Genomic DNA, 18,221 nt, shown 5'->3' on the forward strand with positions numbered 1-18,221 from the left:
CGCCGAAGACCCACCGACAGTGACCCGTGTCACTCACCCGACCGGACGAAACGTCCTGTCTCCAGGGCGCGGCTGTCCGGTCCCGCAGGTAACTGGCCAGCAGTCGTGGCGTCGGCCAGGACTGGGACAACTCGGCGCGGACGCCGTACCCCATGCCACCCCGAGCAGCTGAGCCGCCGGGGGCGCGGCGCGGAACTGAACAGCCATCCGCCTTCCAGGCGCTCACCGAACCGTGATGATCACGATCTCGACTGGAACACTAGAGTAAGGGGATGACAGAGGACCGGCCCCTTACCTTGTGGGCGGGACGCGCGGCCGCGCTGCTGGGCATCGTGCTCGTCGCGCTCACCCTGCGCCAGACGGTTGCGGTGATGTCACCGATCCTCGGTGACATCCGGGTGGACATCCCGATATCGAACATCGGCGCCGGGCTGCTCGGCACGTTGCCACCGATCCTGCTGGCGGTATCGGGGTTCGTCGCGCCGCGCGTCGCCCGCGGCATCGGCCTCGACGGCGGCATCGTGCTGGCGCTGCTGCTCATGACCGTCGGCCATCTCGTGCGCGCGGCCGCCCCGGACTACGCGGTGCTGCTCGTCGGCAGTGTCGTCGCGCTCGCCGGCACGGGCATCGGCAATGTGCTGCTGCCGCCGATCGTGCGGCGCTACTTCCCCGACCGGGTAGCGCTGCTGACCGCCGTCTACGTCTGCATCCTGGGCGTGAGCACGGCCCTGCCCGCGGCGGTCGCCGCCCCGGTCGCCGAGCAGGTCGGGTGGCGGTTCTCGCTCGGCATCTGGGCGGCGAGCTCGGGGGTCGCGCTCGTTCCGTGGCTCGTCACCATCGCGCGGGAGCGCCGCCGCCGACTCCCGGATGCCGACGCCGTCGAGTCCTCGCCCACCACCCTCGTCACGCGACTGTGGCGGTCCCGCACGGCCCTATCGATCACCGTCGTGTTCTCGACCAGCACGATCCTTACCTACGCGTGTTTCGCGTGGCTGCCCGAGATCCTCGGCGACATCGCCGACTCGACGCCGACCGAAGCCGGTGCGCTGCTCGCCGTCACCGGCATCATCAGCGCGCCCATCGCGCTCGTTGCGCCCCTGCTCGTCACGCGGCTGCAGGGTGTCGGCCGGCTAATCGCCGCCGGTATCGCCAGCTTCGCGCTCGGCTACCTCGGCCTGCTGCTCGCGCCCGCGACCCTCACACTGCTCTGGGTGCTGCTTATCGGCTCGGGTTCGATCCTGTTCCCGGTCAGCCTCGTGCTCATCAACGTACGCACCCGAACCCAGGCCGGCACCGTCGCGCTGAGCGGCTTTGCCCAGGGGGTCGCGTACGCGCTCGGCGCGCTCGGTCCACTGCTCGTCGGCCTGCTGCACGACGTGAGCGGCGGGTGGACCCTTCCGCTGCTGTTCCTGCTCGCCGTCGCCCTCGTGGCGGCCATCCCGGCGTTCACGCTGGCCAAGCCCACGTTCGTCGAGGACGAGCTCTCCCGCCCGTAATCCAGCCGAGGATCATGATCATGGTTCGATGAGCGCCTCTTCGTCCTCTCTCAAGCGCGCCGCGCCGTGATGTCCATCCTCGCTAACCGAGCCCTGGACGAAGGCCTGACCACGGGGCTGCTATCCGCCACCGCCGACGGGCGAGGGCTCTACTCCGCTCTGGGCTGGCAGATCCGCGGCGAACCGGCCGGAGCGTTCCGACCGGAATGACCAGGCCGGACGGCGCCCACCCCGGCGCACCGGCTTCCGTCGATGCCGATCTTGAAGTTAGCCCGGACCTGCCTCTATCGCGGGCAGCATCTCCGGGACGGTGCCGCTGGCCACCTTCGATCGGACTGGCCACCTATCGGCGGACGGGACAGCGGTCCACCCCTCAACTTCGCTGGGCAATGTCAGACCTGTCGATTAGAATGTATGTACTAATAAAGATCCTGACCTGGGAGGACGCCCGTGACCGCGCCCACCTCCACGCCCATCACCCCCTACGCCACACTGCTCGGTTTCACCCGCTACGTCGACCGCACCGGCCCCACCAAGGCGACCTTCGTCGGCGGGCTGCGCAAGCAGCGCGCCAGCCGGTCCGGCTTCAACCCGCACGGCCAGTTCGTCAAGGCGCTCAAGGCCGACATCGCCTTTCACACCGGCGGCACCCACCTGACCGGGGTGGTTGACGTGGTCAAGCCGCGCTGGCGCCCGCTCTACCAGTCGCTGGTCCCCGGCGCCACGGCCTGGCTGCACTCCCTCGGCGAGCCGGCCGCCGTCGATCTCGCCCAGACCCGCGACGCCCTGGCCATGCTGGGCGACCTACCCGTCAAGATCAACCCCCATTTCGGGGTACGCCACGCCGACGGCCGCGCCGAAGCGGTCCGCCTGCACTTCGACGAGGCCCCGCCGACCGAGGAGTCGGTGCTCGCCACCCTGCACCTGATGGCCCGACACATGGACGCGGTCCTTCCGCACGCCGAGCCGGTCCTGGTCGACGTCCGCCGAGGCCAGGCCCACCGCACACCCGCCGACGCCAAGCCCGACCAGATCGAACGATGGCTCTCCGGCGAAGCCGCCGCCTTCCGCGCCATCTGGTCCACCGCCGCCTAACGACCCACCCCCGCCGCGCCCGCCTCCCAGACCCACATTCACCAAGATCCGCGCAACTTCAGGGATGCTGCTGCTTCAGGATGTCGGGAGGCAGCAAGAACCCCGAAGTTGCGCGGATCTTGGCGTTCCGGAAGCGGCGAGGGGTTATCCACAGGGGCTGCCAACGGGCAGTTCCGGCGGTCAGGGTGACGTCATGCCTGTTTCCCCACGACGGCCGGCGAGGCTGCAGGGGCGCGTCTTCCGCGGCTCTCACGTCGTCGCTCAAGGCCTGCTCACCCGGACGGAGTTGCGCAGCGCGGCATGGCGCCCCGTGTTTCGGGACGTGTACGCGGATGCCAACCTGACGCTCACCCATCGCACTCGTTGCGCCGCCGCGGCACGGTGGGTGCTGCCACCGGGCGTGGTGATCGCTGGCCGCAGCGCGGCAGCGCTCTACGGCGCCGCATCGGCCGCCGACGCGCAGCCCTTGGAGGTGCTTGTGCCCGCCGGTCAGCGATTCGGGCCGGTATCGGGGTTCGTCGTGCACACCGGCACGCTCGCCAGCACCGACGTGGCGGTACGCCAGGGCGTCCCGCTGACCACGCCGACGCGCACCTGTTGGGATCTGGCCCAGTGGCTGCCGACAGAGGAGGCGGTCGCCATTGTGGACCGCTTTGCCCACCAACACCTGGTGGATCTCGCCCAACTGCACACGGACGCCCGAGCGCAGATCGGTAAGCGGGGCTGGAGAAGCATGGCGAGGGTGGTCGATCTGGCCGACGCCGGGGCGGAGTCGACGCCGGAGTCCCGACTGCGGGTGCGGATCGTGCTCGCCGGGGTCACTACTCCCGTGACCCAGTTCGTCGTGGAGCGCGACGGGAAGTTCCTGGCTCGTCTCGACCTGGCCTGGCCCCATCTCAAGGTGGCGGTCGAGTACGACGGGTTGTGGCACCACGATCCCGAGCAGTTCCACCGCGACCGGCGTCGCCTCAACCGTCTGCTCGGTGAGGACTGGATCGTTCTGCACGTCACCGCGAAGCGGTTCCGCGAGGACTTCGCCGGCTTCCTGACCGAACTCCGCCAAGCCCTGGCTTCTCGCGCCGGTGCCCACCCCCGCTGACCACAACAGCCAAGATCCGCGCAACTTCAGGGATCCTGCTGCCTCGCGAGCTGGTGAGGCAGTTTCCCCGAAACTGCGCGGATCTTGGGGCCGCGATGCGTGGGCACCCGCGTCTGGGGTGCTTTGTCAGGTGGCGGGGAGGTACTTGGCCAGGTCGTCAAGGATCTTGTTGGCGGCGCCGACGCCGATGCCAGTCATCCAGACCTCGTCGGAGACCGGGTACGCCTTGCCGGCCTTGACCGCGCCGAGGCCCTTCCAGAGAGTGCCGCCGGCCACCTTGGTCTGCTCGGCGGCGGCCTTGTCGCCGTACGCGGTCACGAAGATGACGTCGCCGTCGACCTCGTTGATCCGCTCGGGGCTGACCAGGTCGAAGCGCTTGTCTTCCTTGTTGGCGAGCAACTGCCGCTCGGGGCGGCCGAGGCCGGTGTCGCCGATGACGATGCCGGAGAAGGAGTCCGGGCCGTACACCCGGATGTTGCCCGGGATGAACCGCACGATCGACACCTTGCGGGCGGCGGGGTCGCCGAGGGTGGCGCCGAAGTCCTTGGCCCGCTTCTCGTACGCGCCGAGCAGGTCCTTGGCCTGCTGCTCGCGGCCGAGCGCCTTGCCGTCGAGGAGGAAGTTGTCCTTCCAGGTGATGCCCACCTTGTCGGTGAACACGGTGGGCGCGATGGCGGCCAGCTCATCGTAGAACTTCTCCTGGCGGAACTTGCTGCCGAGGATGAGGTCCGGCTTGAGTGCGTTGATCGCCTCCAGGTCGGGCTCGGTGAGCACCCCGACCTCCTTGATGCCGGCGAGCTTGTCCGCGCCGAAGTACGTCGGCCAGCTCTTCGCCTCACCGGCGGTGGCGGCGCCGACGGGGGTGATGCCCAGCGAGAGCGCCGTGTCGATCTTGTCGGTGTCGAGCACGACGACGCGCTTGGGGTCGGCCGGGACCTTGGTGGTGCCCATGGCGTGGGTGATCTCCCGGGTCTCCCCGGTGGCGGAGCCGGCGACCGGGTCGCTCTCACCGCAGGCGGTGAGGCCGGCCCCGAGGGCGACGGCCGCGGCGAGAGCGGCGACGAGACGACGCATCAGAGTCCTTTCGAGGGGTACGTGCCGGCGAGCGGGGTCGCCGCGTCGCCGGTGGCGGGTCGGGCGTCCGGGACGGACGCCGTCGACGAATCGGGGTCGCCCGCGTCAGCGGACGGGGCACCGGCGCCCGACGGCCGGGCGGCGGGGCCGCCGGTGTGCGCGGGCACCACGAGCGGCGCACCGGTGACCGGGCAGGGGACGACGACGCAGGCCAGCCCGAAGACGTCCCGGACCAGGTCCGCGGTGAGGATCTCCCGGGGCGGCCCGGCGGCCACCACCGCGCCGGCGCGCATCGCGATCAGGTGGTCGGCGTAGCGGGCGGCCTGGTTGAGGTCGTGCAGCACGGCGACCACGGTGCGGCCGCGCTCGACGCGTAGCCGGTGCAGCAGGTCCAGCACCTCCACCTGGTGGGCCAGGTCGAGGAAGGTGGTCGGTTCGTCCAGCAGCAGGGCGTCGGTGTCCTGGGCCAGGGTCATGGCGATCCACACGCGTTGCCGCTGGCCGCCGGAGAGGCTGTCCACCGGCCGGTCGGCCAGGTCGGCCACGTCCGCCATGGTCATCGCCTCGTCCACCGCCGCGCCGTCGGACGACGACCACTGCCGCCACCACCGCTGGTACGGCTGTCGGCCGCGCCCGACCAGGTCGGCCACGGTGACGCCCTCGGGCACCAGCGGGCTCTGCGGCAGGACGCCGAGCCGGCGGGCCACGTCGCGGGTGGGCAGGTCACGGATGGCGGCGCCGTCCAGCAGGACCGTGCCGCGTCGCGGGGTGAGCAGCCGGGCCATCGTGCGCAACAGGGTGGACTTGCCGCAGGCGTTGGGGCCGACGATGACGGTGAACGCGTCGGTCGGCAGGTCCAGGGTGAGCCCGTCGAGCACGGTCCTCTCGTCGTAGCCGACGACCAGGTCGCGGGTGGAGAGCATCACACGACTCCTTGAGGGCGTCACGACGACCGCCGCCGTCCACGAAGCAACAGGAAGATCAGGTACGGGCCGCCGATCGCGGCGGTCAGCACACCGGCCGGCAGTTGGGTGGGTGCGAACAGGCGCCGGCCGGCCAGGTCGGCCAGCACCAGCAGCAGCGCGCCGAGCAGGGCGGCGCAGACCAGCGGGGGCCGTTCGGCGCGGACCAGCCGGCGGGCCAGTTGAGGTGCGACGAGCGCCACGAAGTCGACGGCGCCGACCTGGGCGGTGACCATGGCGGCGACGAGCACGCCGGTGCCGGCGAGCCCGATCCGGCGGGCCACCGGACGCAGCCCGACGCCGCGCGCGGTGTCGTCGTCCAGGGCGGTGCTGTTCAGGGCCCAGCCGGCCCAGGCCAGCACCGGCAGCAGCACCAGCAGGGTGCCGGCGATCCAGCCGGCCTCGGTCCAGCCCTTGCCGGCGAGGGTGCCGATCAGCCAGATCTGCGCCCGCAGGCCGTCGATCGGGTCGGCGGTGAGCATGACCACCTCGGTGAGCGCCCGGAAGGCGAACGCGACCGCCACGCCGGCGAGGACGAACCGCTGCGCGGCCAGTCCGTGCCGGGCGCCGAGGGCGAACAGCAGCACCGCCGCCAGCAGGCCGCCGACCAGCGCGCTCGGCGCCACCAGCACCGCCGCCGCGCCGCTGGTCAGCGCCACGGTCGCGGCGAGGCCGGCGCCCTGGGTGATGCCGATGACGTCCGGGCTCGCGAGGGGGTTGCGCGCCACGCTCTGGATCAGCGTGCCGGCCACGCCGAAGGCCGCCCCGGCCACCGCGGCCAGCACGATCCGGGGCAACCGCAGATCAAGGACAACGAGGTCGTACGGGGTGCCGGCGCCGGAGAGCGCGCGCAGCACGTCGGCCGGGGCGACGTACGGGGTTCCCAGGGACAGGCTGAGCAGCATCGCGAGCAGGAGCAGCACGGTCAGCACGGCGGCGACCAGCACCGCCCGGCGGCGGATCTGCAGGCTGACCGGGCCGACCCGCAGCAGTGACCGCCCCGGCAGCCGTGCGGAGCCGCCACCGGCCGAGGCGGCGGGGCCGGCCGGGCCGGGGACCGGGCGCTGGGTGGTCGTCACGCGGTCACCACCCGGGCGCGGCGGACCAGCACGGCCAGCAGCGGCGCGCCGAGCAGGGCGGTGATGATCCCGGCCGGTATCTCGCCGGGCGGGGCGACGAGCCGGCCGACGACGTCGGCGCCGAGCAGCAACGCGGGCCCGAGCAGGGCGGAGACGGCGAGGGTCCAGCGGTGGTCCGCACCGACCAGGGCGCGGGCCAGGTGCGGCACGGCCAGCCCGACGAAGGCGACCGGTCCGGCGGCGGCCACCGCGGCGCCGGTCAGCAGCACCGCGGCGAGGCCACCGGTGAGGCGGACCAGCCCGATGCGGTGGCCCAGCCCTCGGGCCACGTCGTCGCCGAGAGCCAGCGCGTCCAGGCCCCGGGCCACCAGCGCCGCCAGCAGCAGCCCGACGAGGACGAACGGCAACACCTGGGCGGTGACGCCGAGGTCCCGGCCGGCCAACCCGCCGACGACCCAGAACCGGTACTCCTCGAAGGTGCGGGCGTCGATACTGAGCAGCGCGTACACCCCGGAGGCGAGACTGGCGTCGAGCGCCGCGCCGACCAGCGCGAGGGTGACCGGGCTCGCGCCCTCGCGGGCCCGGCTGGCGATGGCGAAGACCAGCAGCCCGGCGACCAGTGCCCCGGCGATGCCGAACCAGACGTAGCCGGCGAGTGTGCCGACGCCGAAGACGGAGATGGCGAGCACCACGCCGAACGACGCGCCGGCGCTGATGCCGAGGATGCGGGGCTCGGCGAGGGGGTTGCGGGTGAGCGCCTGGAACAGCACCCCGGCCACGGCGAGCGCGAGCCCGACAGCGAGGCCCAGGGCGGTACGCGGCATGCGCAGTTCCCGGACGATCGTGCTCGCGTCGCTGCCGTCCGGCGCGACGAGGGCGTGCCAGACCGCATCCACACCGAGTGGCCGGCTGCCCAGCGCGAAGCTCGCCAGCACGGCGAGCAGCAGCACCAGTGCCGCCCCGACGGTGACGGCCACCCGTCGGCCGGTACGGGCACCGGACCGGTTGCGGGCCGGCGTCGGCCGGTCGACGAGGGTGGTCACGAGCCTCCTGCACGTTCGAGCTTAGGTTCGCCTAACCTTAGCCGACCTGCAGAAAGTGACCTAACCGGCGTCGGTCGATACCGAAGCGGACGCCTCCGGTTCGCGCCGTCCCCGGCCGCCGCGCCCATCGCGCCATAGGGTGTGACCATGCGATTCGACCAGCACACGGTCGTCCTCCTGGTCCGGCCGTCGGATCCGCCGGACCTGCCACCGGAGGCGATCGACCGGGTGCAGAGCGCCCACCTGGCCCACCAGGCGGGGTTCGTGGAGCAGGGGCTGGTGCTGGCGGCCGGGCCGTTCCTGGACGCCGACGACGGCCAGCTACGGGGCTTCGTCGTGTTCTCGATCTCCCCGGACGAGGTGCGCGCGCTCTACGCCGACGATCCGGCCGTCCGCGCCGGCCTGCTCGTCGCACGGGTGACGAGTTGGATGGTGCCGGAGGGCAACGTGCGGTTCGAGAGCGTGCCGATGCCCCGGTCGATGCTGGAGGCGGCCTCCGGCGACTGAGGCCAGCCGAGCTCGTCAGCCGAGCAGGCCCTCGATCGGGACCACCCGCAGGTCGTCCCCCTCGCCGACGATCACCCGCAGCGACGGAAAGTAGGCGGCGAGCACCTGCCCGCACCGGTCGCACGGCTCGACGACCTCGCGTCCCCGGTCGGTGACCGTGACGATCGTCTCCAACTCGGTCACGCCCTGCGTGGCGGCGGTGCCGATCACGACCAGTTCCGCGCAGATGTCCCCTTTGTCGTGCTGGACGTTCACGCCGGAGAACACCCGCCCGTCGGCGGTCCGGGCGGCCGACGCGCCGGTATGGCGCTGGCTGCGGCACCGCAGTTTGGCGACCGCCGTGGCGGCCTGCACCAACGCCCGGTCGGTGTCCCGCAGCTCCATCCCGGCCCCCCAGCGCTCGACGTCGGCCGCAACTCTAGACGGCCGTCCCCGCGCTGCCGCACCCCTCGCGCGGTAACCCAGGGGCGATCCGCCGCCGCGCTGCCTATCCTTGGGCACGACATGCAGAATCCAGCCGCCTCCGCCGCGACCGATCCCGTCCGCGAGCTGCACCGCCGCCTCACTCCCCTGATGTTCCGCGACCAGCGCCGGCTCCAGCGGCGCCTCGACGGTGCCCGCAAGCTGCGCGACCCGCAGCGCCGGGAGGCGGCGCTGACCGAGATCACCGCCGAGCTGACCCGGGCCGAGCAACGGCTGGCTGCCCGGCGGGCGGCGGTGCCGGTGATCACGTACCCGGCCGGGTTGCCGGTCAGCGAGCGCAAGGACGACATCGCCGCCGCCATCCGTGATCACCAGGTGGTGATCGTGGCCGGCGAGACCGGCTCCGGCAAGACGACCCAGATCCCCAAGATCTGCCTGGAGCTGGGGCGCGGCGTGCACGGCCTGATCGGGCACACCCAGCCCCGCCGGTTGGCCGCCCGGACGGTGGCCGACCGCATCGCCGACGAGCTGGGCACTGAGCTGGGCGACGTGGTCGGCTACAAGGTGCGCTTCACCGACCAGGTCAGCGAGCGCAGCCTGGTGAAGCTGATGACCGACGGCATCCTGCTGGCCGAGTTGCAGACCGACCGGATGCTGCGCCAGTACGACACGTTGATCATCGACGAGGCGCACGAGCGCAGCCTCAACATCGACTTCATCCTCGGGTACCTGCGGGAGCTGCTGCCCCGGCGTCCCGACCTCAAGGTGATCATCACCTCGGCGACCATCGAGACCGACCGCTTCGCCCGGCACTTCGCCGGCCCGCCCACGGCCGACGAGCCGCAGGGCGTGCCCGCGCCGGTGGTCGAGGTCTCCGGGCGCACCTACCCGGTGGAGGTGCGCTACCGGCCGCTGGTCGAGGTCGCCGACGGCGAGGAGGAGGGCGACGGCGACGAGGAGAACGTCCGCGACCAGATCCAGGCGATCGGCGACGCCGTCGAGGAGCTGGCCGCCGAGGGCCCCGGCGACATCCTGGTCTTCCTCAGCGGCGAGCGGGAGATCCGCGACACCGCCGACGCGCTGGGCAAGCTGGTACAGAAGAAGCGCTCCCTGCTCGGCACCGAGATCCTGCCGCTGTACGCCCGGCTGTCCAGCGCCGAGCAGCACCGGGTCTTCGCCGCGCACAGCTCGCGCCGGGTGGTGCTCGCCACCAACGTCGCGGAGACCTCGCTGACCGTGCCCGGGATCAAGTACGTGGTCGACCCGGGCACCGCCCGCATCTCCCGCTACTCCAGTCGGCTCAAGGTGCAGCGGCTGCCGATCGAGCCGGTCTCCCAGGCGTCGGCCAACCAGCGCAAGGGCCGCTGCGGGCGGACGTCCGACGGCATCTGCATCCGCCTCTACGACGAGCAGGACTTCCTGTCCCGCCCCGAGTTCACCGACCCGGAGATCCTGCGCACCAACCTGGCGTCGGTCATCCTCCAGATGACCGCGATCGGGCTCGGCGACCTGGCGGCGTTCCCGTTCATCGACCCGCCGGACAAGCGCAACATCACCGACGGCGTCAACCTGCTGCACGAGCTGGGCGCGCTGGACCCGACCGAGGCCGACCCGGCGAAGCGGCTCACCGCGCTGGGCCGGCGGCTGGCCCAGCTACCGGTCGACCCCCGCCTGGCCCGGATGGTGGTCGAGGGCGAACGCAACGGTTGCGCCACCGAGGTGCTGGTGATCGCCGCCGCGCTCTCCATCCAGGACCCGCGCGAACGGCCGGCGGAGAAGCAGGCCCAGGCCGACCAGGCGCACGCCCGGTTCGCCGACAAGGAGTCGGACTTCGTCGCGTACCTCAACCTGTGGCGCTACCTGCGCGAGCAGCAGCGGGAGCTGTCGTCCAGCGCGTTCCGCCGGATGTGCAAGGCGGAGTACCTGAACTACCTGCGGATCCGCGAGTGGCAGGACATCGTCAGCCAGTTGCGCCAGGTGCTGCGTACCCCGGCGGAGAGCGACCGGCGGGGTGGGCGGCCGGCGCGCGACACCTCGGACGAGGCGGATGCCGGCCGGGGCCGGCGCGGTGGCGCGGACCTGCCGGAGGAGATCGACACCCCGAAGGTGCACCAGTCGCTGCTGCCGGGTCTGCTGTCGCACATCGGGCTGAAGGACACCCAGAAGCACGAGTACCTGGGAGCGCGGGGCGCGAAGTTCGCGCTCTTCCCCGGGTCGGCGTTGTTCAAGAAGCCGCCGCGCTGGGTGATGGCCGCCGAGCTGGTGGAGACCTCCCGGCTCTGGGGCCGCATCGCCGGCCGGATCGAGCCGGAGTGGGTCGAGCCGCTCGCGCAGCACCTGGTCAAGCGCAGCTACAGCGAGCCGCACTGGGAGAAGAAGCAGGCCGCGGTGATGGCCTACGAGAAGGTCACCCTGTACGGCATCCCCCTGGTCACCTCCCGCAAGGTCAACTTCGGGCGGATCGACCCGGCGCTGAGTCGGGAGCTGTTCATCCGGCACGCCCTCGTCGAGGGCGACTGGCAGACGCACCACCGGTTCTGGGCGGACAACAAGCGCCTGCTCGCCGAGATCGAGGAGCTGGAGAGCCGGGCGCGACGCCGGGACATCCTGGTCGACGACGAAACCATCTTCGGCTTCTACGACCAGCGGATTCCGGCCGACGTGTCCTCCGGCCGGCACTTCGACAGCTGGTGGAAGAACACCCGCCGGGACCAGCCCGACCTGCTCACCTTCACCCGCGAACTGCTCATCAACGACGGCCGGGCCGGGGTGGACGAGAGCGACTACCCCGACGAGTGGCAGGCCGACGGGGTGAGTCTGCCGCTGACCTACCGCTTCGAGCCGGGCACGCCGACCGACGGCGTCACCGTGGACATCCCGCTGCCGCTGCTCAACCAGGTGCCGGCAGAGACGTTCGACTGGCAGGTGCCGGGGCTGCGCGAGGAGACGGTGATCGCGCTGATCCGCTCGCTGCCCAAGGCGATCCGCCGCAACTTCGTGCCGGTGCCGGACTACGCGCGGGCCGCGCTCGCCGCGATCACACCCGGCGAGGAGCCGTTGCTGGACGCGCTCACCCGCCAACTGCGGCGGATGACCGGCGTCACCGTGCCCCGCGACGCCTGGGAGCCGGGCAAGCTGCCGGCACACCTGCGGGTCACCTTCCGGGTGCTCGACGCCGACGAGAAGCCGGTCGCCGAGGGCAAGGACCTGCCGGCCCTGCAACGCCAACTGCGCCAGGAGGTACGCCAGGTGGTGGCGGCCGCCGCGCCGGAGGTCGCCCGGACGGGGCTGCGCGAGTGGAGCATCGACGATCTTCCGCGCACCATCGAGCAGGTGCGCGCCGGCTACGCGGTGACCGCGTACCCGGCGCTTGTCGACGAGGGCGCCACGGTCGGGGTGAAGGTGTTCGACTCCCCCGCCGAGGCGGAGGCGGCGCACTGGGCGGGTACCCGCCGGTTGCTGCGGCTCACCGTGCCGTCCCCGGCCCGGTTCCTCCAGGGCCGACTCAGCAACGAGGCGAAGCTGGCGCTGAGTCGCAACCCGCACGGCGGCGTGCAGGAGTTGATCGAGGACGCGGCGGGCGCGGCCATCGACCGGCTGATCGAGGACGCCGGTGGGCCGGCGTGGGACGCCGAGGGGTTCGCGGCGCTGCGCGAGAAGGTCCGCGCCGACCTGGTCGACACCGTCGTCGAGGTGATGGACCGGGTCCGCCGGGTCCTCGCCGCCGCGTACGCCGTCGAACAGCGACTCGGCGCCACCCGCAACCTCGCCGTGGTGGCCGCGCTCGCCGACATCCGCAAGCAGCTCGCCGGGCTGGTGCACGCCGGTTTCATCACCGAGACCGGGTACGCCCGCCTGCCCGACCTGCTGCGCTACCTGACCGCCATCGAGCGCCGGCTGGACCGCCTGGGCGGCAACCCCCAGCGGGACCGGCAGCAGCAGGACCGGATCGCGGCGGTGCAGAAGGAGTACGACGACCTGCTCGCCGCCCTGCCGCCGGCACGCCGGCAGGAGGCGGCCGTCCGGCAGATCCGCTGGATGATCGAGGAGTTGCGGGTGAACGTCTTCGCCCAGGCGCTGGGCACCCCGTACCCCGTCTCCGAACAGCGGATCTACCGGGCGATGGACGACGCCGAGGGCCGCTGAGACCGACGGACCGGCCGGACGCGACGGCGGCCGGCCGGGCCTGAGGGCTTCACAGTGGTTCCACGCCGGGCGGAAGCTCGCCCCGGTCGATCGCCGACTGGATGTAGTCGAGCAGGATCCGCCGCAGTTCCCGACCCGCGTGGGTCGGCACGATGTCGCGGCGGCGGGCCACCGCGATGGTCCGCCGCACCCCGGGCGGAGCGAGGGGCGTGATCCGCACGCCCGGCCTGCGGGCCAGCACGATGCCCGGCACGAGCGCGATGCCCAGCCCCGCCTCGACGAAGCTGAGCACCGCGTCCATCTCACCGCCGTCCACCGCGAAGCTCGGTTCGAAGCCCGCCTCGCGGCACGCCTGGATGGTTGCGTCGCGCAGGTCGTAGCCCTCGCGGAACATCACCATCGGCTGGTCGCGCAGGTCGGTGATGCGCAGCTCGCCGGTCGGCGACGCGGTGGGCACCTCCCCCACCGAGGCCACCACCAGGCTCTCCCGCAGGATCGGGTCGACCCGCAGGCCCGGGTCCGCGCCCTGGGCCGGCATGATGATCAGGGCCAGGTCGAGGTCACCGCGGAGCAGGTTCCGGACGAGATCCTGCGAGCCGCCCTCCTCGACGCGTAGGTCGACGGTGGGATGCGCGTCGCGGAACCGGCGCAGAACGGGCGGGGCGAGCGAGGTGGCGAGGCTCGGGGTCGCGCCGAGCCGGACGCGACCCCGCCGGAGCCCGACCAGCTCCTGCACCTCCCGGGTCGCGGTCTCCACGTCGGCGAGGATCCGGGTCGCCAACGGCAGGAGCACCTCGCCGGCCGCGGTGAGGGCGATGTTGCCCCGTACCCGCTCGAACAGCGGTGCCCCGAGGTCGGTCTCCAGAGCGTGAATTTGCTTACTGAGAGAAGGCTGAGTGATGCCGACGATGTCGGCGGCTTGGGTGAAATGTCGTACTTCGGCCACCGCAACGAAGTACCGGAGCTGATGGAGCTGCATCTACATAGCCTAAGGCTATTAACACTGCGAGTTTGATGCATTGGACGACTGATCGAAGTGCTCCTAGCGTCGGTCCCGTGGTAATGACGAAAACTCGGTCGCCCATTCGCTCGAACGTCGGCCTCAAGGCCGTCATGGCGGTGACGGGCATCCTGCTGGTGCTGTTCCTGATCGCGCACATGCTCGGGAACCTGAAGGTGTTCACGGGGGAGACCTCGTTCGACCACTACGCGCACTGGCTGCGTGACATCGGCAAGCCGTTGCTGCCCGGTGTCTGGTTCCTGTGGATCCTGCGCACCGTCCTCGTGGTGGCCGTCGTCGCCCACATCTGGGCCGCCACCGTGCTGGCGTTGCGCGCCCGCGCCGCCCGCCCGGTGAAGTACGCCCACCGCAAGAAGGTCCGGGGCAGCTACGCGGCCCGCACCATGCGCTGGGGTGGCGTGATCATCCTGCTGTTCGTGATCTACCACCTCCTGGACCTGACCACCGGCACGCTCAACCCGGTCGGCAACGAGGGCAAGCCCTACGGCAACGTCGTCGCCGACTTCGCGCCGGAGCGCTGGTACGTCACGCTCTTCTACACCCTGGCGATCGTCACGCTCGGCTTCCACCTGCGCCACGGCGCGTTCAGCGCGTTCCGCAGCCTCGGCCAGCAGACGCCCCGGGGCGAGCGTCGGGCGCGCAACGCCGCGCTCGTCTTCGCCGTGGTGCTCTGCGCCGGATACCTGGTGGTCCCGTTCGCCGTTCTCACCGGATTGGTGTCCTGACATGGAACTCTTCACCGAGGGCGACCCGATCGCCGACACGAAGGCTCCCGCCGGCCCGATCGAGAAGCGCTGGGAGACCCGGCGCTTCGAGGCCAAGCTGGTCAACCCGGCCAACCGCCGCAAGATGACCGTGATCGTGGTCGGCACCGGCCTGGCCGGCGGCTCGGCCGCGGCGACGCTGGCCGAGCAGGGCTACCACGTCAAGTCCTACTGCTACCAGGACAGCCCGCGCCGGGCGCACTCGATCGCCGCGCAGGGCGGCATCAACGCCGCGAAGAACTACCGCAACGACGGCGACTCGGTGCACCGGCTGTTCTACGACACCGTCAAGGGCGGCGACTTCCGCTCCCGGGAGTCGAACGTGCACCGCCTGGCCGAGGTGTCGGTCAACATCATCGACCAGTGCGTCGCCCAGGGCGTGCCGTTCGCCCGCGAGTACGGCGGCCTGCTGGACACCCGATCCTTTGGCGGCGCCCAGGTGCAGCGCACCTTCTACGCCCGGGGTCAGACGGGCCAGCAGCTGCTGCTCGGCGCGTACCAGGCCCTGGAGCGGCAGATCGGCCTGGGCAACGTCGAGATGAACTCCCGGCACGAGATGCTGGAGCTGGTCATCGTCGACGGCAAGGCCCGCGGCATCGTCGTCCGCGACCTGGTCACCGGCGAGATCAGCACCGAGATGGCCGACGCGGTCGTGCTCGCCTCCGGCGGCTACGGCAACGTCTTCTACCTCTCTACCAACGCCAAGGGCTGCAACGTCACCGCCACCTGGCGGGCGCACCGCAAGGGCGCGTACTTCGCCAACCCCTGCTACACGCAGATCCACCCGACCTGCATCCCCGTCTCCGGCGACCACCAGTCGAAGCTGACGCTGATGAGCGAGTCGCTGCGCAACGACGGCCGGGTCTGGGTGCCGAAGACCAAGGGCGACGACCGCAACCCGCGCGACATTCCGGAGGACGAGCGGGACTACTACCTCGAGCGGATCTACCCCTCCTTCGGCAACCTGGTCCCCCGCGACATCGCCTCCCGCGCCGCGAAGAACGTGTGCGACGAGGGTCGGGGCGTCGGGCCGACCAAGCTCGGCGTCTACCTCGACTTCGCCGACGCGATCGGCCGGCTGGGCCGCAACGCCATCGAGGCAAAGTACGGCAACCTCTTCGAGATGTACGAGCGGATCACCGGCGAGGACCCGTACGAGGTGCCGATGCGGATCTACCCCGCCGTGCACTACACGATGGGCGGCCTGTGGGTCGACTACGACCTCCAGTCGAGCATCCCGGGCCTGTTCGTGATCGGCGAGGCGAACTTCTCCGACCACGGCGCGAACCGCCTCGGCGCCTCGGCGCTGATGCAGGGCCTGGCCGACGGCTACTTCGTGCTGCCCACCACGATCGCCAACTACCTGGCCTCGGGCCCGCTGGAGAAGGTCGACGCCAGCCACCCGGCGGCGGTCGAGGCGCGTACCGACGTCGAGGACCGGATCCAGCGGCTGCTGGCCGTCAACGGGGACCGGACCGTGGACTCCTTCCACCGTGAGCTGGGCCAGATCATGTGGGAGCACTGCGGCATGGAGCGCAGCGAGGCCGGGCTGCGCAAGGCGATCGGCGAGATCCGCGACCTGCGCGACGCGTTCTGGCAGCGGGTCAAGGTGTCCGGCACGGGCGAGGAGCTGAACCAGTCGCTGGAGAAGGCCGGCCGGGTAGCCGACTTCTTCGAGCTGGCCGAACTGATGTGCATCGACGCCCTGCACCGCGAGGAGTCCTGCGGAGGGCACTTCCGGGCCGAGCACCAGACCCCCGACGGTGAGGCGCAGCGCGACGACGACCGGTTCGCGTACGTGGCGGCCTGGGAGTTCACCGCCACCGGTGAGCCCTCGGTCCTGCACAAGGAAGACCTGAAGTTCGAATACGTCCACCCCACGCAGCGGAGCTACAAGTGAACCTGACCCTGCGCATCTGGCGCCAGAAGGGCCCTGAGGACAAGGGTCGGATGGTGACCTACCCGGTCAACGACGTGTCCCCGGACATGTCGTTCCTGGAGATGCTCGACGTGCTCAACGAGCGGCTGATCCTCGACGGCGAGGACCCGGTGGCGTTCGACCACGACTGCCGCGAAGGCATCTGCGGCATGTGCGGCCTGATGATCAACGGTGACGCGCACGGGCCGCAGCGCGGCACCACCGCCTGCCAACTGCACATGCGGCAGTTCACCGACGGCGAGACGATCGACATCGAACCGTGGCGGGCCAGCGCCTTCCCGGTCATCAAGGACCTGGTGGTCAACCGGGGCGCCTTCGACAAGATCATCGCTGCCGGTGGCTACATCACCGCGCCGACCGGCAGCGCACCCGAGGCGCACTCCACCCCGGTCGCCAAGGCCAACGCGGACGCCGCCTTCGAGTCGGCCGCCTGCATCGGCTGCGGCGCGTGCGTGGCGGCCTGCCCGAACGGCTCCGGCATGCTCTTCACCGCCGCCAAGCTCACCCAGCTCTCGCTGCTGCCGCAGGGCCAGCCGGAGCGCTACACCCGGGTGATCGGCATGGTCGACGCGCACGACGAGGCCGGTTTCGGCGGCTGCACCAACGCCGGCGAGTGCACGGTGGCCTGCCCGAAGGGCATTCCGCTGAACACGATCGGCCGGCTCAACCGCGACTACCTCGCGGCCACCACGAAGGGCGGCAACACCCCCGGCTCCTGACCCGCCGCCCCGGCCACCCCCGGCCCTTTCTAGCCACTCCTGGCCACCCTGACCGCCGTGCCCCGACCCTCGGGGCACGGCGGTCAGGCGTTCGGTGGGCACCCGCCGAACGCAGCGACCGTCCCGGTCCGACTCCAGCCCTTACCCCGGGCCGGCCCTGGCCCTGGCCCGGTGGGCCTGGCCCGAGCGCAAGATCCACTCGATATCGCCGATGTGGCGGTGCCCGAGGGGCTCGGATGCCGCCGCATCGGCGTAACGGAGTCGATCATGCTGCCGCACCCTCGGCGTACGTGCCGCTTCGGTCCAGCGCGGTTGACAAAAAGGGTGAATGCCCGCGATTTTCGCCACCTCCGGGGGCGTTAGACGGGCAGCACGACCAGATCGACTCGGGTTCCAGGAAGTCGGGCTGTCCCGGCGCCCACGACACCCCGACTTCCTGGAACCCGAGTCGATCAAGAGGCGACCGCCTTTCCATCGGGGCAGGAGCACATTGCGGCCACCCCCGCACGGGCCAGCGACCACCGCGCCCAGCGACGAACACACCGACAGCCGCCCAGCCCGGACCACGAACGGCCAACCCAACCCCGACCGCACGGACGGCAACCCAACACGAACCACGAACGGCCACGCCAGCCCGAACGCACGCAGGACCCAGCCCAGACCACGAACGGCGCCAGCAGCGAGCACACGCACCAGGACCCGCCCCGACCACGAACGGCACGCCAACCCGAACGCACGCACGACCCAGCCCAGTCCACGAACGGCGTCAGCAGCGAACGCACGGACGGCGACCAGCGCGGGCTGGGGGCGACCGTGCCCGGCGCAGGGCGGTCAGGCTTGATCCCTGCGCCGGG

Annotated in this window: 14 protein-coding genes; 8 read left to right on the plus strand and 6 right to left on the minus strand. The window is 71.5% G+C overall.

The window, feature by feature from the left end; genetic code table 11:
* Positions 1-272: 272 nt before the first annotated feature.
* The 3 genes from ABZU46_RS16140 to ABZU46_RS16150 all read left to right on the plus strand — a co-directional run bounded on the left by ABZU46_RS16140 (position 273) and on the right by ABZU46_RS16150 (position 3,690).
* Positions 273-1,496 (plus strand): MFS transporter, encoded by a 1,224-nt coding sequence (locus tag ABZU46_RS16140; protein WP_354858323.1) that lies wholly within the window; start codon positions 273-275, stop codon positions 1,494-1,496.
* A gap of 450 nt (positions 1,497-1,946) precedes the next feature.
* Entirely contained in the window at positions 1,947-2,591 is a 645-nt protein-coding gene (locus ABZU46_RS16145; protein WP_354858325.1) for a hypothetical protein, read from the plus strand.
* Positions 2,592-2,655: 64 nt separating this feature from the next.
* Positions 2,656-3,690: a hypothetical protein gene (locus tag ABZU46_RS16150; RefSeq protein ID WP_354858327.1), complete on the plus strand. Its 1,035-nt coding sequence runs from the start codon at positions 2,656-2,658 to the stop codon at positions 3,688-3,690.
* Positions 3,691-3,816: 126 nt separating this feature from the next.
* Here the strand turns inward: ABZU46_RS16150 and ABZU46_RS16155 are convergent, their stop codons facing one another.
* Genes ABZU46_RS16155 through ABZU46_RS16170 form a run of 4 tightly spaced genes read right to left on the minus strand, consistent with a single transcriptional unit; the run spans position 3,817 to position 7,848 of the window.
* Positions 3,817-4,764 (minus strand): iron-siderophore ABC transporter substrate-binding protein, encoded by a 948-nt coding sequence (locus tag ABZU46_RS16155; RefSeq protein ID WP_354858329.1) that lies wholly within the window; start codon positions 4,762-4,764, stop codon positions 3,817-3,819.
* Positions 4,764-5,687, minus strand: coding sequence for an ABC transporter ATP-binding protein (locus ABZU46_RS16160; RefSeq protein WP_354858330.1), 924 nt, complete (start codon positions 5,685-5,687; stop codon positions 4,764-4,766). The genes ABZU46_RS16155 and ABZU46_RS16160 overlap by 1 nt, the downstream gene beginning before the upstream one ends.
* A 20-nt stretch (positions 5,688-5,707) precedes the next feature.
* Complete coding sequence (locus ABZU46_RS16165) at positions 5,708-6,805, minus strand: iron ABC transporter permease (RefSeq protein ID WP_354858332.1); 1,098 nt, start codon at positions 6,803-6,805, stop codon at positions 5,708-5,710.
* On the minus strand, positions 6,802-7,848 hold the full coding sequence (locus ABZU46_RS16170; protein WP_354858335.1) for an iron ABC transporter permease: 1,047 nt from the start codon (positions 7,846-7,848) through the stop codon (positions 6,802-6,804). The genes ABZU46_RS16165 and ABZU46_RS16170 overlap by 4 nt, the downstream gene beginning before the upstream one ends.
* Positions 7,849-7,995: 147 nt before the next feature.
* On the opposite strand from ABZU46_RS16170, the gene ABZU46_RS16175 reads away from it, so the two are divergent.
* Entirely contained in the window at positions 7,996-8,355 is a 360-nt protein-coding gene (locus ABZU46_RS16175; RefSeq protein ID WP_354858338.1) for a YciI family protein, read from the plus strand.
* 15 nt (positions 8,356-8,370) lie between these two features.
* Here the strand turns inward: ABZU46_RS16175 and ABZU46_RS16180 are convergent, their stop codons facing one another.
* Positions 8,371-8,739 (minus strand): cytidine deaminase, encoded by a 369-nt coding sequence (locus tag ABZU46_RS16180; RefSeq protein WP_354858340.1) that lies wholly within the window; start codon positions 8,737-8,739, stop codon positions 8,371-8,373.
* Between the two features lie 120 nt (positions 8,740-8,859).
* Between ABZU46_RS16180 and hrpA the strand changes: the two genes are divergently transcribed.
* Positions 8,860-12,924 (plus strand): ATP-dependent RNA helicase HrpA, encoded by a 4,065-nt coding sequence (gene hrpA, locus ABZU46_RS16185; RefSeq protein ID WP_354858341.1) that lies wholly within the window; start codon positions 8,860-8,862, stop codon positions 12,922-12,924.
* Between the two features lie 49 nt (positions 12,925-12,973).
* Here hrpA and ABZU46_RS16190 read toward each other — a convergent pair whose 3' ends face one another.
* A complete protein-coding gene (locus tag ABZU46_RS16190; protein ID WP_354858343.1) occupies positions 12,974-13,903 on the minus strand; it encodes a LysR family transcriptional regulator in 930 nt (309 codons plus the stop codon).
* Positions 13,904-13,986: 83 nt separating this feature from the next.
* On the opposite strand from ABZU46_RS16190, the gene ABZU46_RS16195 reads away from it, so the two are divergent.
* Genes ABZU46_RS16195 through ABZU46_RS16205 form a run of 3 tightly spaced genes read left to right on the plus strand, consistent with a single transcriptional unit; the run spans position 13,987 to position 17,367 of the window.
* Positions 13,987-14,670, plus strand: coding sequence for a succinate dehydrogenase cytochrome b subunit (locus tag ABZU46_RS16195; RefSeq protein WP_354858344.1), 684 nt, complete (start codon positions 13,987-13,989; stop codon positions 14,668-14,670).
* Position 14,671: 1 nt separating this feature from the next.
* The gene (locus tag ABZU46_RS16200) at positions 14,672-16,609 is read left to right on the plus strand and encodes a fumarate reductase/succinate dehydrogenase flavoprotein subunit (RefSeq protein ID WP_354858347.1); all 1,938 of its coding nucleotides are present in this window, start codon (positions 14,672-14,674) and stop codon (positions 16,607-16,609) included.
* On the plus strand, positions 16,606-17,367 hold the full coding sequence (locus ABZU46_RS16205) for a succinate dehydrogenase/fumarate reductase iron-sulfur subunit (protein ID WP_354858349.1): 762 nt from the start codon (positions 16,606-16,608) through the stop codon (positions 17,365-17,367). The genes ABZU46_RS16200 and ABZU46_RS16205 overlap by 4 nt, the downstream gene beginning before the upstream one ends.
* Positions 17,368-18,221: the final 854 nt, after the last annotated feature.

The sequence above is a fragment of the Micromonospora sp. NPDC005197 genome, assembly GCF_040608295.1.
GTDB lineage: Bacteria > Actinomycetota > Actinomycetes > Mycobacteriales > Micromonosporaceae > Micromonospora.

What these genes read in the sequence shown, in the direction of transcription:
- ABZU46_RS16155 (WP_354858329.1), bottom strand. Translation starts at nt 4,764, where the DNA reads ATGCGTCGTCTCGTCGCCGCTCTCGCCGCGGCCGTCGCCCTCGGGGCC.
- ABZU46_RS16175 (WP_354858338.1), top strand. Translation starts at nt 7,996, where the DNA reads ATGCGATTCGACCAGCACACGGTCGTCCTCCTGGTCCGGCCGTCGGAT.
- hrpA (WP_354858341.1), top strand. Translation starts at nt 8,860, where the DNA reads ATGCAGAATCCAGCCGCCTCCGCCGCGACCGATCCCGTCCGCGAGCTG.
- ABZU46_RS16195 (WP_354858344.1), top strand. Translation starts at nt 13,987, where the DNA reads ATGACGAAAACTCGGTCGCCCATTCGCTCGAACGTCGGCCTCAAGGCC.
- ABZU46_RS16180 (WP_354858340.1), bottom strand. Translation starts at nt 8,739, where the DNA reads ATGGAGCTGCGGGACACCGACCGGGCGTTGGTGCAGGCCGCCACGGCG.
- ABZU46_RS16160 (WP_354858330.1), bottom strand. Translation starts at nt 5,687, where the DNA reads ATGCTCTCCACCCGCGACCTGGTCGTCGGCTACGACGAGAGGACCGTG.
- ABZU46_RS16140 (WP_354858323.1), top strand. Translation starts at nt 273, where the DNA reads ATGACAGAGGACCGGCCCCTTACCTTGTGGGCGGGACGCGCGGCCGCG.
- ABZU46_RS16190 (WP_354858343.1), bottom strand. Translation starts at nt 13,903, where the DNA reads ATGCAGCTCCATCAGCTCCGGTACTTCGTTGCGGTGGCCGAAGTACGA.
- ABZU46_RS16150 (WP_354858327.1), top strand. Translation starts at nt 2,656, where the DNA reads ATGCTGCTGCTTCAGGATGTCGGGAGGCAGCAAGAACCCCGAAGTTGC.
- ABZU46_RS16200 (WP_354858347.1), top strand. Translation starts at nt 14,672, where the DNA reads ATGGAACTCTTCACCGAGGGCGACCCGATCGCCGACACGAAGGCTCCC.